Source organism: Caulobacter sp. DMC95, from assembly GCF_056313785.1.
Window position 1 is genome coordinate 140,787 of sequence record NZ_JBQUZP010000006.1, and the last position, 15,013, is coordinate 155,799.

A 15,013-nucleotide genomic window follows, 5' to 3' on the forward strand; every position below is an offset into this window, starting at 1 on the left:
TCTAGGAGTCTCCCATGGCTCTCGCGCTTTATACGCATTTGGACATGCTGGACCACCGGCCGGGCGACCGGCACGTCGAGCGCCCGGAACGCCTGCGGGCGGTGCTCGACGCGCTGAATGACGATCCAAACCTGGCGCTGGATCCCTTCGACGCGCCGCTGGTCGAGGTCGAGGATCTGCTGCGGGTCCATCCCAAGGCCTATGTCGACGCGGTCTTCGCCGCCGCGCCCGTGACGGGGCGGGTGGCGCTGGATCCCGACACTGTTCTTTCAGCGGGAAGCCTCTCGGCCGCGCGCCGGGCCGCCGGCGCCAGCGTTGCGGCGGTGCGCGCCGTAGCCCAAGGCGGCGTCGAGCGCGCCTTCTGCGCCGTCCGCCCGCCCGGCCATCACGCTGAGCCGGGCGTTGCGATGGGGTTCTGCGTCTTCTCCAGCGTCGCTGTCGCCGCCCGAGCCGCCCAGGCGACGGGACTGCAACGCGTGGCGATCGTCGACTTTGACGTCCATCACGCCAACGGCACCCAAGCCGTTTTCGAGCATGATCCGACGGTGTTCGTCGCCTCGATCCACCAGTCGCCGCTCTATCCGGGGACAGGCGACCCCAGCGAGACGGGCCTTGGCAACATCGCCAACGCCACGGTGCCGGCCCATGCGTCCCGCGAGACCTGGCGGGCGCGATTCGAAGGGCTGATGGACAAGGTCGACGCCTTCGCCCCCGAACTTGTGATCATCTCGGCCGGCTTCGACGCCCACGTCCGCGATCCCCTGTCGGCGCAAAGCCTGGAGGAGGATGACTTCGCCTGGGCGACCCGCGCGATCCTGTCGGTGGCCAGGGCGCGGTCCAAGGGGCGGGTTGTGTCCTCGCTCGAGGGCGGTTACGACCTGCAGGCGCTAGGGCGTTCCGCCGCCGCGCATGTTCGCGCTCTTCAGGAGGGGTGAGAAGACGGGTTGGCCTTCGGGTCTGGCGACTTCTCCTAAACATGGCCGACGCCACCATCGCCGACCACACGTCCCCGCCCGCGCGATCGGGCGTCATCACCCTGGCGCGCCATGGCGAACCCGCCTTGTCGCGCAAGGTCCGCCTGAACGCGCCGGAATACGGGGAATGGTGGGGGCGCTACGAAGAGGGCGGGCTGAAGGCGGGGCAGGTTCCGCCGACCGCCCTGGTGGAGATCGCCCGCAGCGCTGGCGCCATCATCGCCTCGACCCGCCGTCGCTCGATCGAGACCGCCCAGGCGGTGGTGGGCGAACGGGCTTTCGCCACCGATCCGACCTTCATTGAGGCGCCGCTGCCGCCGCCGCCCTGGCCGCTGTGGCTGAGAATGTCACCCAAGCGCCTGGGCTTCTTCGCCCGCTTCTGGTGGTGGTTCTTCGACAATCACGGCGGCCAGGAAACCCGAAAAGAGGCCGAGGCGCGCGCCGGCCAGGCGGCTGACCTGCTGATCGAGCTCGCGGCCAGCGGTCAGGACGTTCTGGTTCTGGCGCACGGCTTCTTCAACTGGATGATCGCCGACGCGCTGAAGGCGCGGGGCTGGGCGAAAATCGTTGATGAAGGTCACGCCTACTGGAGCATCAAGCGCTTCCGCCGCGCCTGACCCTTCAAAGCCTCTTCCCTTAACCACGGCTTGGCTCTAGAGCGTGACGCCGAAAGTGGGAACCGGTTTCGGCTCGGGTCACGCTCTAAGTATTTGATTTAGAGCCTTGTTATCGCGTCAAAACGATTCCGTTTTGACGCGCAAGGCTCTATGCCGTTGCCCGCACCGCCTGTCGCCACTAGGCTGACGGCTGTTCACCTGAGAGTTGAAATGACCGACGCCGCGAACACGCCCGCTGACATCTCCGCCCTCAGCTTCGAGGAAGCGCTGTCGCAGCTGGAGCGCATCGTGCAGGAGCTGGAGTCGGGTCAGGCCGCCCTCGAGCGCTCGATCGACATCTATGAGCGCGGCGCGGCCCTGAAGGCGCACTGCGAGAAGAAGCTCGAAGCCGCGCGCCTGAAGGTCGAGAAGATCGTGCTGGGGCAGGGCGGCGCTGTGGCCGCGGAACCGGCCGAGTTCAACTGATGCCCGGCGACCGCCCGGCGTGCGAGGGGAGCCCCTCATGAGCGACCTCGCCAAACGCATCGTGCAGGCGGCCGACATCGTCACGGTGGCGCTGGACGAGCTGTTGCCGCGCGCCGACGGCCCCGAGAGCCGCCTGACCGAAGCCATGCGCTATGCGGCCCTGGGGCCGGGCAAGCGTTTGCGGCCGTTCTTCGCCCTGGAAACCGGCAAGATGTTCGACCTGCCCGAGCGGCCGGTGCTGCGCGCGGCGTGCGCGCTGGAGTGCATCCACGCCTACAGCCTGGTGCACGATGACCTGCCGGCCATGGACGACGACGACGTGCGTCGCGGCCGTCCCACTGTGCACAAGCAGTATGACGAGGCGACGGCCATCCTGGCGGGCGACGCCCTGCAGACGGCGGCCTTCGAGATCATGGCCCACCCGGACACCCACGACGACGGCCATGTCCGCTCGGAGCTGGTGCGCAAGCTGGCCATCGCCTCTGGCGCGCGCGGCATGTGCGGCGGCCAGATGATCGACCTGTTGGGCGTTCGCGACGATCTCGGCGCCGTCGCCCGCATGCAGCGCCTGAAGACTGGCGCGCTGATCGCCTTCGCCTTCGAGATCCCGCTGATCATCGCCCGCGCCAAGGACGCCGAGCGCTCGGCCCTGATGGCCTTCGCCCAGGACCTGGGTCTGGCCTACCAGATCGTCGACGACATCCTCGACGCCGAGGGCGATGAGGCCACGCTCGGCAAGGCCGCCGGCGGCAAGGACGCCGCCAAGGGCAAGGCCAACTATGTCACTCTGTTGGGGTTGGATGCGGCCAAGGAGCGCGTGGCGCTTTTGGCCGAGCAGACGCGTTCCCATCTCGAAATCTTTGGCGACCGGGCCGAACATCTGCGCGAAAGCGTCGATTTCGTGCTGGACCGCCGCAACTGACCGCGCTTTTTACAGACATGCCCTCCAAAACGCCTCTCCTCGACACCATCGCCTCGCCCGCCGACACGCGCGGGCTGTCTCTTGCCGAGCTGAAGCAGCTGGCGGCGGAGGTGCGCGCCGAGACGATCGACGCCGTCTCGGTGACGGGCGGCCACCTGGGCGCAGGCCTGGGCGTGGTTGAGCTGACGGTCGCTCTGCACCACGTGTTCGAGACGCCCAAGGACATCGTCATCTGGGACGTTGGCCACCAGGCCTATCCGCACAAGATCCTCACCGGTCGTCGTGACCGCATCCGCACCTTGCGCCAGGGCGGCGGCCTGTCGGGCTTCACCAAGAGGGCCGAGAGCGAATACGACCCGTTCGGCGCGGCCCATGCGGCCACCTCGATCTCGGCGGCGCTCGGCTTCTGCGCCGCGCGGGATGCGAAAGGCGAAGACAACAGCGTCATCGCCGTGATCGGCGACGGCTCGCTGGGCGCTGGCATGGCCTATGAGGCGATGAACGCGGCGACCGACACGACCAAGCGTCTGATTGTCATCCTCAACGACAACGACATGTCGATCGCCCCGCCGGTGGGCGGCATGAGCGCCTATCTCGCCAACCTGGTCTCGGGCGGCGCCTATCGTTCAGTGCGCAAGCTGGGCAAGACCGTTGTCGAGAAGCTGCCGACGCCGATGCGCGAAGCCGCGCGCAAGGCCGAGGAATACGCCCGGGGCATGGTCACTGGCGGCACCTTCTTCGAGGAGCTGGGCTTCCACTATGTCGGCCCCATCGACGGCCACGACATGGACGCCCTGGTCAGCGTGCTGAAGAACGCCAAGGCCTTCGGCGACAAGCCGGTGCTGGTCCACTGTGTCACCCAGAAGGGCAAGGGCTACGCCCCGGCCGAGGGCGCGGCTGACAAGCTGCACGCGGTGGTCAAGTTCGACGTCGTCACCGGCCAGCAGCAAAAGGCGGCCGGCGGCCCGCCCAGCTACACCAAGGTCTTCGCCCAAGAGCTCATCAAGCAGGCGGAGAAGGACGACAAGATCGTCGCCATCACCGCCGCCATGCCGTCGGGCACGGGCCTTGATCTGTTCGGCAAGGCGTTCCCGGACCGCACCTTCGACGTCGGCATCGCCGAGCAGCATGCGGTGACCTTCGCCGCGGGCCTCGCCGCCGACGGCATGAAGCCCTTCGCGGCGATCTATTCGACCTTCCTGCAGCGCGGCTATGACCAGGTGGTCCACGACGTGGCCATTCAGGGCCTGCCGGTGCGCTTTGCGATGGACCGCGCGGGCCTGGTCGGCGCCGATGGTCCGACCCACGCCGGCAGCTTCGACGTCGGCTTCATGGGCGCTCTGCCCGGCATGGTGCTGATGGCCGCCGCCGACGAGGTGGAGCTGGCCCGCATGGTCGCCACCGCCGCTGAGATCGACGACCGCCCCTCGGCCTTCCGCTATCCGCGCGGCGAGGGCCTGGGCCTCGACATGCCGGCCATCGCCGAGCCGCTGGAGATCGGCAAGGGCCGCATCGTCCGCGAAGGGACCAGCGTCGCCATCGTCTCGTTCGGCACGCGTCTGTCGGAAAGCCTCAAGGCCGCTGATCTGCTGGCGGCCCGCGGCCTGTCCGCCACCGTTTGCGACGCTCGCTTCGCCAAGCCGCTCGACCTTGATCTGCTGCTGCGCCTGGCGCGCGAGCACGAGGCCATCATCACGGTGGAAGAGGGCGCCATGGGCGGCTTCGGCGCCTTTGTGCTGCAGGCCCTGGCACAGCACGGCGCCCTGGATCGCGGCCTGAAGATCCGCACCCTGTGCCTGCCCGACGTCTTCCAGGACCAGGACAAGCCCGATGCGATGTATGCGCAGGCGGGTCTGGACGCCGAAGGCATCCTGCGCGGCGCGCTGTCGGCGCTGGGCGTGGACAATGTCAGCGCGGCGGGCGCGGGACGGCGGGCTTAGTCGGCCTTCCCAAGAGGGCGGGCGGCGTTTCGGCGGACGCTAGGAAGGTCGGGTTGTGGAGCGAGGCCCGAGGCGGCTTTCGACCCATATTTGCGCCAACCCGGCCCATTCGGCCGACGTCCAGCCTGGCTCAAACCCCGCAGGCCTTGAAAAACGCCTTCACCTGCTCCCGATCCACGGAGGTGGCGGCCAAGCTATGGCGCTGGCCGCTCGTGAGCAGCGCGAGATCGCCTGACCTTCGAAATCCCGACAGCGCGGCCGCGCTGGTCTGGCCGCGCGCTTCCAGCAGGTCGCCGCTTATGGGGTCCTCCACCCGGGCGGCGTCAAAGCGGCTCTGGGTCCGGCCAGACGCCAGAACCAGTTGCGCGTCGCTGAGGCCCACAACCGCGAGATCGATCCGGTCGCGACCCGGCTGACAGCGGATCATCATGACCACGTCATCGCTGTTGGGGCGGCCGTAGGCGAGGCGCGGTTCAGCGGCGTCGTCGCTGACATAGGCCCACTGCAGGCCGGTGGACGCTTGCTTTTCATGCGCGCAGCCGGCGAGGACGGCGGCAAGGCCAAGAGCGGCGAGGGCGAGTGTTCGGGACGCCATGATGATGATCCTCCACGCCCGATCAACGTCGAGGCCGCATGAATGGCTCCTGAAACAAAAAGAGCGCGGAAGCCTATCGGCCGCCGCGCCCGATCTGTGTGTCCGAAAAGCCGCGCTCTAGGTTTCTGTTTTCGCGTCGTTTTTGCGGAAAACCGGTTCCCACTTTTCCGCACGACGCGCCTAGAACGGCGAGAACTTCTCGACCAGCGACTGGCCGGCCGGGGTCTTCTGCACGCGGCTGATGTCCCCGCGGCCGCCGTAGCTGATGCGAGCTTCGGCGATCTGGGTGTGGCGGATGGTGTTGGCCGAGGAAATGTCTTCCGGACGCACGATGCCGGCCACCGTCAGCTGGCGTAGCTCGGCGTTGGTGCGGACTTCCTGGGTGCCCTGGATGACCATGTTGCCGTTCGGCAGGACCTGGCTGACCACGGCGGCGATCGTCAGGCTGATCTTTTCCGACCGGTTGATGCCGCCCGAGCCGGCGTTGGTGGTGGTGGAGTTGGTCTCCAGCGCCGAGGCGGGGTCGAAGCCGCCCGGCAGGATCTTGCCCAGGCTCGATTCCATGCCCAGCAGGTGCGGAACGCCGGCCGACATGTTGGCGGTGCGCGAGCTGTTGGTGGCGTTCTTGGTGCTGGCGCTGTCGTCGATGTCGATCATCACCGTGACGATGTCGCCGACGCGGCTGGCGCGCTGGTCGTTGAAGAAGGCGCGGGCGCCGACCCGCCACAGCGAGTTGGCCGAGGCCGCCTGCGGGGCGGGCTCGCGGGCCGAGACATACTGTTGCTGCATCGGAGCCAGCTGAGCGGGGTAGCCGACCGGGGCCAGCTCAGGGCCCTTGACGGCTTCCTTGACGGTGGAGCAGGCGGCCAGCGGGGCCAGGAGGACGGCGGCGGCGAGGATGGCGGGACGACGCATGGTCTATGGCCTCTTAGCGAGCAGCGAAACGGACGGGTTGAGAACGGGCTTGCAAGGTCTGGGCCTGCGGGCCGACGGCGGCGAGGCCGGGCGCGACGGCGACCGCCTGAATGACCTTTTTCGACAGGGTGTTCTGGACGGCGAACACATCGCCAGCGGCCGCGCCGCCCATGGCCTTGCCCTGCAGCGACAGGGAAATCCCGCTGTCTTCATAGGTGATGGTGATCAGGTCGCCGCTTTTGATGACCTGAGCGGCGGCGACGTCTTTCAGGCCCACTGCGGCGCCTTCCCGCAGGGGGCGCTTGGCGGCGAGGCCGATGACGTCGTCCGCGTCGCGCGGCGCATCCGCAGGCGCGCCCGCCATCTTCACCCAGACGAGGTCCTGGGGCTGGACGATTTCGCCGGCCGACAGGCTGCGGGCGTAGGCAAGAACTTCCACATTGGCGCGCGGGGCGCCGGCCAGACGGGCGCTGGCGGTCGCCGCCGACGAGACGCCGCCATTGTCGAGGCCCTCGCGGACGATGATCCGGCGCACGCCGTTGGCGTTGGTCCAGTCGTAGCCGGCGCGACGGGCCGACATCTGCACCTGACCGGCTTCGAGCACGGCGGTGGCGCCCATGCGCGCGGCGACCACGACATTGGCGGCCGGGCCGCTGACGCCGTCGAACAGATCGCCCAGCGTGATGCGGCCGTCGGCGTCGGTGGTGTCCATCCGCAGGGTCACCGGCGTTCCGGCGAAGGCGGGCGCCGACAGGGCGGTGATCACCAAGGTGGCGGCGGCGGCGAAGAGGAAGGCTTTCATGAGCTTACGACCGCAGCTGGGAGGTGGCTTGCAGCATCTGGTCGGCCGTCGAGATCACCTTCGAGTTCATCTCGTAGGCGCGCTGGGCGGTGATCAGGGCGGTGATTTCCGAAACCGCGTCGACGTTCGAGGCTTCGGTGTAGTGCTGCAGCAGCATGCCAAAGCCGGGTTCGCCCGGGGCGGCCAGGGTCGCGGCGCCCGAGGCGGCGGTCTCCAGGAACAGGTTGTCGCCGATGGCTTCCAGGCCGCCTTCGTTCAGGAAGTTGGCGAGCTGGATCTGGCCGACAGTCTGGGGGTCGGTCTGGCCGTCCAGCTTCACCTGCACAAGGCCGGTCTTGCTGATCGTGATGTCGGTGGCGTTCTGCGGGATGGTGATGCCCGGCTGAACCAGGTAGCCGTCCTCGGTGACGATCTGGCCCTGGTCGTTGGTCGAGAAGTTGCCGGCTCGCGTATAGGCCGTCTCGCCCGACGGCAGCAGGATCGGCATGTAGCCCTTGCCCTGGATCGCCAGGTCGAGCGGGCTGTCGGTCAGGGTGGGGGTGCCTTGCTCGGTGATGCGATAGACCGAGCCGGCCTTGACGCCGCCGCCGACCTGCACGCCCGTCGGGACGATATTGCCGTCGCTGGACGACTGCGATCCGGCGCGCTCGATCGTCTGATACAGCAGGTCCTGGAACTCGGCCCGTTGGCGCTTGAAGCCAACGGTGTTCATGTTGGCGATGTTGTTCGAGATGACTTCGACGTTCAGCTGCTGAGCAGCCATACCCGAAGCGGCGGTGCGGAGAGCTTGCATCGGCTAGCGTTCCTTAATTGACTTTGCCCAGCCGCTCGACGGCGGTGCGCGAGAGTTCAGCGGTGTTGTCCATCATCTTGGCGACGCTCTCGTAGGCGCGCTGGATCTCGATCAGCTTGGTGATCTCGAGGACCGGTTGGACGTTGGAGGCTTCCAGCATGCCCTGGTGGATCTGTGCGTCCGTGACAGGCTGCGGGTTGGTGTTGGTGGTGTTGCGGTAGAGGTTGTCGCCGTCCTTGGCGAAGGTGGACAGGTCGTCCGGACGAACCAGCGCGATGCGACCCACGCGGATCGCGCCTTGGCTGACGATGCCGTCCTTGCCGATGGTCACAGGCCCCAGGCGAGGATCGATCGTGATCTGGCCGCCGCCATCGTCCAGCACCGGCGCGCCCGCCTGGGTGACCAGAACGCCTTCGGGGTTGGTGGTGAAGCGGCCGTCGCGCGTGTAGCGCTCGCCGCCGGCGGCCTGGACCTTGAAGAAGCCCATGCCGTTGATCGCAAGGTCGTAGTCGCCGCCCGTCTTGGTCATCGGACCCTGGGTGAAGTTACGGGCGACCCCGGTGTCCATGACGAACTTGACCGGCGAGGAGCCGTCCAGCGTCTTGGCCGGCTTGGCCTGCTCGGTGCGGACCATCAGGTCCTCGACCTTGAAGCCTGTGGTGTTGGCGTTGGCGATGTTGTTGGCCACGATGTCGAGCTCGCGGCGAAGCGTCATCTGACGCGACAGGCCGACATAAAGCGCGTTGTCCATGGCGAGTTAACTCGGGCGGCTGACGCGACAAATGCGTCGCAGCCTTGGAAGCAACCTTCGTGCCAATGCTAAAAGCGTATATAATTCAATGAATAGGAAGGTTAACGGCGTGACGTGGGGCGGACTCTGCCGGGCAGATTCAGCCTGCGACTAATTGGCCGCCAAAACACATCGTTAACCATGCTTCGCGCATGAGTACGGGCATAGATTCCAAGGAACCGCGCGCGTGGCCAAGAAACCTGAAAAGGAAGCACCCGCTCCCGAAGGCGAAGAGGGTGCTGAAGGCGAAGCTCCGGCTAAGAAAAAGCCGCCAATCCTGATCATCGCGATCGCTGCGGGCGTGCTCGTTCTTGGCGGCGGCGGCGCGGCCGCTTTTTTCCTGATGAAGCCCAAGCCCGCCGCCGAAGCCGGCGAGCACGGCGAGAAGAAGGAAGAAAAAAAGGAAAAGAAGAAGGAAAAGAAGGAAGAGAAGAAGGAAGGTGAAAAGGGCGCCGAGGGCGCCGCCGGCACGCCGGTGATCAAGGAAGGCCCGGACGGCGTGGTGTTCTACACGCTCCCCGACATCGTCGTGAACATGCAGACCGCTGACGGCAAGTCGACCTTCCTGAAGCTGAAGCTGACCTTCGAACTGCCCGACGAGGAAACGGCCGATGAGCTGACGCCGAATCTCCCCAGGTTGCAGGACATGTTCCAGACCTTCCTTCGTGAGCTTCGCCCTGAGGATTTGAATGGCAGCCAGGGCACATACCAGCTGCGCGTGGAGTTGCTGCGTCGGGTGAACCTGGTGGCTGCGCCGGCCAAGGTGAACGCCGTGCTCATCGAGGAGATGCTGATCAACTAGGCCCTTGGGCTGGTTGGGCGAACGATCATGGCGGACGAACTCGACGATCAGGCGGCGATGGCCCAGTGGGCCTCGGAGAACCCTCCCGGAGGCGGTGAGGGCGTGAACCAGTTCGGCGATTTTTCCGGCGGCATGGGCGGCTGGGATGATGGCGGCGGCGACGGCGCGTCCGAGCGGATTCTGAACCAGGACGAGATCGACAGCCTTCTGGGCTTCGATCTTTCGGGCGACGGTTCCGACGACCGCACGGGCATCCGCGCCATCATCAACTCGGCGCTCGTCTCGTACGAGCGTCTGCCGATGCTGGAAATCGTCTTTGACCGCCTGGTGCGGTTGATGACGACCTCTCTGCGGAACTTCACCTCCGACAACGTCGAGGTCAGCCTCGACAACATCAGCTCGATCCGGTTTGGCGACTATCTGAACTCGATCCCGCTGCCGGCCATCCTGGCGGTGTTCCGCGCCGAGGAGCTGGATAACTACGGTCTCCTGACCGTCGACTCGAACCTGATCTATTCCATCGTCGACGTGCTGCTGGGCGGCCGTCGCGGCACGGCGGCGATGCGCATCGAGGGGCGGCCCTACACGACGATCGAGCGCGTGCTGGTCCAGCGGATGATCGAGGTCGTGCTGCACGACCTGAAGAGCGCTTTCGAGCCGCTGCACCCCGTCAGCTTCTCGCTCGATCGTCTGGAGACCAATCCGCGCTTCGCCGCCATCGCCCGTCCCGCCAACGCGGCCATCCTGGTCAAGCTGCGGATCGACATGGAAGACCGCGGCGGCCGCATCGAGCTCCTGCTGCCCTATGCGACGCTCGAGCCCATCCGCAAGATGCTGCTGCAGCAGTTCATGGGTGAGAAGTTCGGCCGCGACAACATCTGGGAAGGCCACTTGGCCACCGAGCTTTGGACCACGCAGATGGAGGTCCGCGCCGTGCTCGACGAGCAGCAGGTGCCGCTGTCGCGTGTGCTGAACATGCAGGTCGGCGACACCCTGATGCTGAACGCTACCCCCGACAGCCTGGTGGAGCTGCGCGCCGGCGCCATTCCGCTGACGCGCGGGCGCATGGGCCGTCGCAACCATTCGATCGCCGTCCGGGCTGAGGCGCCGCTGACGCCGGCGGCGAAGAAGGCCGTGCAGAAGCTGAAATGAGCGTCGTCGCCTTAGCCATGAACGGGTTCCTGGCGGTGCTGCTGATCGCGGCGCTGATCTTTGGCTGGCGCCTCGAGCGCCGGCTGAAGGCGCTGCGCGACAGTCACGAAGGCTTCGCCAAGGCGGTCGCCGATCTCGATCAGGCCGCCGCCCGCGCCGAGCAGGGGCTTGCTGACCTGCGCGCCGCCACCGACGAAGCCGCCGAGACGCTGGCGGTCCGTATCGAGCGCGCGCAGGCTCTGGCGGCGCAGCTGGAAGAGCGGGTCAACCGGCCCGCGCCGTCCGCGATCCAGGCCGCTCCGGAGCGTGAGGCGCCCGTCCGTCCGTCGCGGGCGATTGAAGCTCCGCCGGTCGCTTCGGCCAGTGAGCGCCGTCTGTCGGCGGCGGATTTCGAGCGACTGCTCGAGCGAGAAGATCGTGTCGAGCGCGCCGCGCGCGGCGAACCGGCGCCGCGTCCTGCGCCGCGTTCAAATCTACCCCCTGAAACTCCGCGTTCACGCGCGCGGGTCGATGATGACCTCTTCGACGGGCCGGTTGATCCCCCGCGCCCTGCCAGCAATCCACGAGCGCCACGCCGATGAAGAATATTCCGCGCATCCTGCCCCTGATCGGCGTCGCCGCAGGCGGCGTGCTCGCGATCAACGCGCTGTCGGGCGCCAAGTCGCTGCCTGACCTTGTCGGCGGCGCCAAGGCGTTCGCCGAGGGCGTCGCCAAGCCCGAGGCCAAGGAGGCCGAAGAAGCGCCCTCGGCCGAAGGCGCTGCGCAGCCGGCCGCCGCGAAAGCGCCCCCGCCGCGGGTGTGCGCGCCATCGGCCGACGCTCTGGCGCGGGAGGCGGGGCTGTCCCCGGCTGAACTGCGAATCCTGCAAAGCCTGGGCGCGCGTCGTGGGCAACTGGATCAGCGCGAGCAGGACATCGACGTTCAGCTGCAGCTGCTGGCGGCCGCCGAGGCCAAGCTCGACGCCAAGATGAAGGCCCTGACCGGCCTGAAGGGCGATATTCAGGGGCTCCTGGGCCAGGTCGACGCCCAGAAGCAGGCCGAGGTCGATCGGCTGGTGGTCGTCTATCAGGGCATGAAGCCCAAGGACGCAGCCGCCCGGATGACCTTGCTGTCGGATGAGGTTCGACTGCCGATCGCGGCCAAGATGAAGGAAAAGACCCTGGCGATGATCCTGGCCAACATGGCCCCGGGCGACGCCAAGATCCTGACCGAACGGCTCGCCTCGCGCCTGACCAATCCAGCGGTCGACAAGGGCAAGGCGGCGGTCGCCGAGAACGCCGCGCCTGGCCAGCGCGCGGCCGGCCCGCTGGCGGGGGCCTCGCCCGCCGCCGCAAAGCCGCCTGCTCCCCAGGCTGGTTAAGGGAGGCCCATGACCCTCCGTCAGCTCCTGCGTTCCAGCGTCGCCGCCGCGTGCATCGCGGGCACGCTGGCGCCGACCGGCTACGCCGCGCCGCCGCCGACGGCCGCGCGCGGGGCGCTGGACGTGCGTGTCGCGCAGGCGGCGGAGTTCTCGCGGGTCGAGTTCCATTGGGCCGGCGGAGCGCGGATGACGCCGGTCCGGCAAGGCCAGACTCTGGTCCTGCGGTTCAGTCGCGACGCCAATCCTGATCTCTCCGCGCTGAGGATCGCGCCCCCGCGCTGGATCAAGTCCGCAGATGCGCGCCGCGTAAACGGCGTGCTGGAAATCGTTCTGACCCTGACCGAAGACGCCGACGCCAAGCTCGGCACGGCGGACGGCGTCGATTTCGTCAATATCTATCCCAAGGCCGGCGCCATCGCCTCCGCCGCTGCGGCGGCGTCTCCGGCGACGGCGGCGGCGCCGATCGGCCGGCCCAATCCCATGCCGCGCGACGGCGTGGTTCGGGCGGGGATCGAGCGTCGGGATGGCCAGGTCACGCTGTCGTTCGACTGGGCCGCGCCGGCCGGTGCGGCGGTGTTCCGGCGGGGCGAGGCGGTTTGGATCGTGTTCGACACGCCCGCTCGGCTGGACATCTCCAAGCTGCCCGGCACGACGCCGCGCTACTCGAAGCTCCAGGTCTATCGCGGGGCTGACTATGTCGCCCTTCGCGTCGTCGCACCGCCTGGCGAGCCCTATGTCGCGGTCGGATCTGGTCCGTCGTGGCGGGTCAGCTTCGGCGCGGGGCCGCAACAGAGTCCGGACATCATTCAGGTCACGCGCGCCGAGCAATCGCCTTCGGCCGCGCTCTCCGCCGCCGTGGCGGGCGTCACGCGGGCGATCTGGGTCGACGATCCTGCGGTTGGCGACCGCATCATCGTTGCGCCGGCGCTGGCCCCGGCCAAGGGGCTGCCTTCGCGTCGCGAGTATGTCGAGTTCGCGCTGCTGCAATCGGCGCAAGGTTTGGCCGCAGAGGCCTACGCCGCCGACCTGATGGTGCAGGCGCAGGCCGACCAGGTGCGGATCGGCCGTCCCAAGGGGCTGGCCCTGTCGCCCGCCTCAGCGGCCGCCCCGCCGGAGGAAGCGACCGCCGGCGCGCCTCAACCGTTGTCGATGCCGGCGCTCATCGACCTGGAAGCGTGGCCCAAGACGGGCTCGGGCGGTTTCCTGGCGCGGTACAACGCCCTGCAAAGCGCCGTGTCGGCGGCGAGCGACGATGACGCCGATGTTAACGCCCGACTGGCGCTGGCGCGGTTCCTGGTCGGTTCGCAGATGTCGTTCGAGGCGATCGGGGTTCTGAACGCGGGCGCGCGCAAGCATCAGACCTTGATGGGCAATCCCGAGTTCCGCGGCCTTCGGGGCGTAGCGCGTGTGCTGGCGGGGCGGCTTTCGGAAGCCGACGCGGACTTTTCGTCGCCCGTGCTGGCCGACGAGCCGTCGAGCGCCCTCTGGCGCGGCTATATCTCGGCCAAGAACGGCCAGTGGCTCGATGCGCGCACCCAGTTCGCCAACGGATCCCGCGCCCTGGATCTCTTCCCGCCGATCTGGCGCGCGCGTTTCCTGAAGGCCCAGGCCGAAGCCGCCTTGGGCGTGGGAGACCTGACCGGCGCCATGCAATCGGTGACCAAGGCCCTGGCTCTGGCGAAGATCCCGATCGAAGACCAGCTCGATATCCGCCTGGTCCAGGCTCGGATCTTCGAGGCCAAGGGCGAGAAGGTGCGCGCGCAACGCATGTACACGGCGATCGCCAAGGCGCCGATCGATCGGATCGCCGCGCCCGCCACCCTGCATGCGACCCAACTCCAGTACGCGCGCGGCGAGATCAACGCGACCAAGGCCGCTGAAACACTGAACCAGCTACGCTATCGCTGGCGGGGGGACGGTGTTGAGTTGGAAGTCATCCGCGCGCTGGGCAAGCTCTATATCGACCAGGGCCGGTATCGCGAGGCGCTGGAGGCTCTGCGGTCCGCCGGGCGTCGTCTGTCGGACCGGCCTGAGGCCGTCGCGTTGCAGAACGATCTCTCCGAGGCCTTCCGCCAGCTCTTCTTGCAAGGCCTGGCCGACGGCATGCAGCCGATTCAGGCCGTGGGATTGTTCTATGACTTCCAGGACCTGACACCGATCGGCGCGGACGGCGACCAGATGGTGCGCAATCTCGTGCGCCGACTGGTCGACGTGGACCTGCTGGGGGATGCGGCCAAGCTCTTGAAGTACCAGGTCGAGAACCGCCTGAATGGCGTTCCGAAAGCCCAGGTCGCCACCGACCTGGCCTGGATCTATCTGATGGACAAGAAGCCCGAGGACGCGCTGAACACTATCAACGCGACCCGCACGACAATCCTGCCGCCCGCGCTCAACGCCGAGCGTCGCCTGGCTACGGCGCGCGCCCTGATGGGGCTCGGGCGCTACGACGCGGCGCTGGATCTTGTCGAGACGGACGCCAGTCGCGACGGACAGGAAATTCGTGGCGAAATCGCCTGGAAGCAACGGTCGTGGCCGGCTGCGGGCGCGCTTTATGAGCGCTCGCTGGGCGACCGATTCAGGACCGGCGGAACCCTGAGCGCGGCGGAAGAAGCCCGGCTCTTGCGCGCCGCCGTGGCTTACAGCCTGGCCGACGATGATGCGGCGCTAGGCCGACTACGCGCCCGCTGGTCTGGCTTTGTCGACACGGCAAGCAACCCCGAAGGCCTTCGTGTCGCGTTGCAAGGCATGTCGCTCGGCTCGGTGTCAGCGTCCGACTTCGGCCGCGTCTCCGCCGACAACGAGGCGTTCAACGGCTGGATCGGACGCCTAAAGGAGCGCTTCCGCACCGGGCAGCCGGCGGGGGCGCCCGCGCGGGCCGGCGGCTAG

General features: G+C 67.8%; 15 protein-coding genes. 10 read left to right on the forward strand and 5 right to left on the reverse strand.

Translation table 11 applies throughout. The features are described 5' to 3' along the window. The first annotated feature begins 14 nt into the window (after nt 1-14). The 5 genes from ACT53N_RS15095 to dxs all read left to right on the forward strand — a co-directional run bounded on the left by ACT53N_RS15095 (nt 15) and on the right by dxs (nt 4,918). On the forward strand, nt 15-935 hold the full coding sequence (locus ACT53N_RS15095; RefSeq protein ID WP_476064660.1) for a histone deacetylase family protein: 921 nt from the start codon (nt 15-17) through the stop codon (nt 933-935). Continuing rightward, on the forward strand, nt 932-1,591 hold the full coding sequence (locus ACT53N_RS15100) for a histidine phosphatase family protein (protein ID WP_476064661.1): 660 nt from the start codon (nt 932-934) through the stop codon (nt 1,589-1,591). The genes ACT53N_RS15095 and ACT53N_RS15100 overlap by 4 nt, the downstream gene beginning before the upstream one ends. 210 nt (nt 1,592-1,801) lie before the next feature. Continuing rightward, nucleotides 1,802-2,056: an exodeoxyribonuclease VII small subunit gene (locus ACT53N_RS15105; protein WP_062093816.1), complete on the forward strand. Its 255-nt coding sequence runs from the start codon at nt 1,802-1,804 to the stop codon at nt 2,054-2,056. A 37-nt stretch (nt 2,057-2,093) separates the two neighbouring features. Continuing rightward, nucleotides 2,094-2,978 (forward strand): polyprenyl synthetase family protein, encoded by an 885-nt coding sequence (locus ACT53N_RS15110; protein ID WP_476064662.1) that lies wholly within the window; start codon nt 2,094-2,096, stop codon nt 2,976-2,978. A gap of 17 nt (nt 2,979-2,995) precedes the next feature. Further along, entirely contained in the window at nt 2,996-4,918 is a 1,923-nt protein-coding gene (gene dxs / locus ACT53N_RS15115) for a 1-deoxy-D-xylulose-5-phosphate synthase (protein WP_476064663.1), read from the forward strand. A gap of 130 nt (nt 4,919-5,048) precedes the next feature. Here the strand turns inward: dxs and ACT53N_RS15120 are convergent, their stop codons facing one another. From ACT53N_RS15120 to flgF, 5 genes are all read right to left on the reverse strand, one after another. Continuing rightward, nucleotides 5,049-5,513, reverse strand: coding sequence for a hypothetical protein (locus ACT53N_RS15120; protein ID WP_476064664.1), 465 nt, complete (start codon nt 5,511-5,513; stop codon nt 5,049-5,051). 180 nt (nt 5,514-5,693) lie between these two features. Further along, nucleotides 5,694-6,428 (reverse strand): flagellar basal body L-ring protein FlgH, encoded by a 735-nt coding sequence (gene flgH / locus ACT53N_RS15125; RefSeq protein ID WP_476064665.1) that lies wholly within the window; start codon nt 6,426-6,428, stop codon nt 5,694-5,696. 13 nt (nt 6,429-6,441) lie between these two features. Then, entirely contained in the window at nt 6,442-7,230 is a 789-nt protein-coding gene (gene flgA, locus ACT53N_RS15130) for a flagellar basal body P-ring formation chaperone FlgA (protein WP_476064666.1), read from the reverse strand. 4 nt (nt 7,231-7,234) lie between these two features. Further along, nucleotides 7,235-8,023, reverse strand: a complete 789-nt coding sequence (gene flgG / locus ACT53N_RS15135; protein ID WP_476064667.1) for a flagellar basal-body rod protein FlgG — start codon at nt 8,021-8,023, stop codon at nt 7,235-7,237. A 13-nt stretch (nt 8,024-8,036) separates the two neighbouring features. Then, nucleotides 8,037-8,774 (reverse strand): flagellar basal-body rod protein FlgF, encoded by a 738-nt coding sequence (gene flgF / locus ACT53N_RS15140; RefSeq protein ID WP_476064668.1) that lies wholly within the window; start codon nt 8,772-8,774, stop codon nt 8,037-8,039. Nucleotides 8,775-9,000: 226 nt separating this feature from the next. Between flgF and fliL the strand changes: the two genes are divergently transcribed. From fliL to ACT53N_RS15165, 5 genes are read left to right on the forward strand one after another with little or no spacing between them, the layout of a single operon-like run. Next, complete coding sequence (gene fliL, locus ACT53N_RS15145) at nt 9,001-9,615, forward strand: flagellar basal body-associated protein FliL (protein ID WP_310210293.1); 615 nt, start codon at nt 9,001-9,003, stop codon at nt 9,613-9,615. A gap of 27 nt (nt 9,616-9,642) precedes the next feature. After that, a complete protein-coding gene (gene fliM, locus ACT53N_RS15150; protein WP_476064669.1) occupies nt 9,643-10,767 on the forward strand; it encodes a flagellar motor switch protein FliM in 1,125 nt (374 codons plus the stop codon). Further along, a complete protein-coding gene (locus ACT53N_RS15155) occupies nt 10,764-11,348 on the forward strand; it encodes a DUF6468 domain-containing protein (protein ID WP_476064670.1) in 585 nt (194 codons plus the stop codon). Before fliM ends, ACT53N_RS15155 begins: the two co-directional genes overlap by 4 nt. Further along, nucleotides 11,345-12,127, forward strand: coding sequence for a MotE family protein (locus ACT53N_RS15160; protein ID WP_476064671.1), 783 nt, complete (start codon nt 11,345-11,347; stop codon nt 12,125-12,127). The genes ACT53N_RS15155 and ACT53N_RS15160 overlap by 4 nt, the downstream gene beginning before the upstream one ends. Before the next feature lie 9 nt (nt 12,128-12,136). Beyond that, nucleotides 12,137-15,013, forward strand: coding sequence for a tetratricopeptide repeat protein (locus tag ACT53N_RS15165; RefSeq protein ID WP_476064672.1), 2,877 nt, complete (start codon nt 12,137-12,139; stop codon nt 15,011-15,013).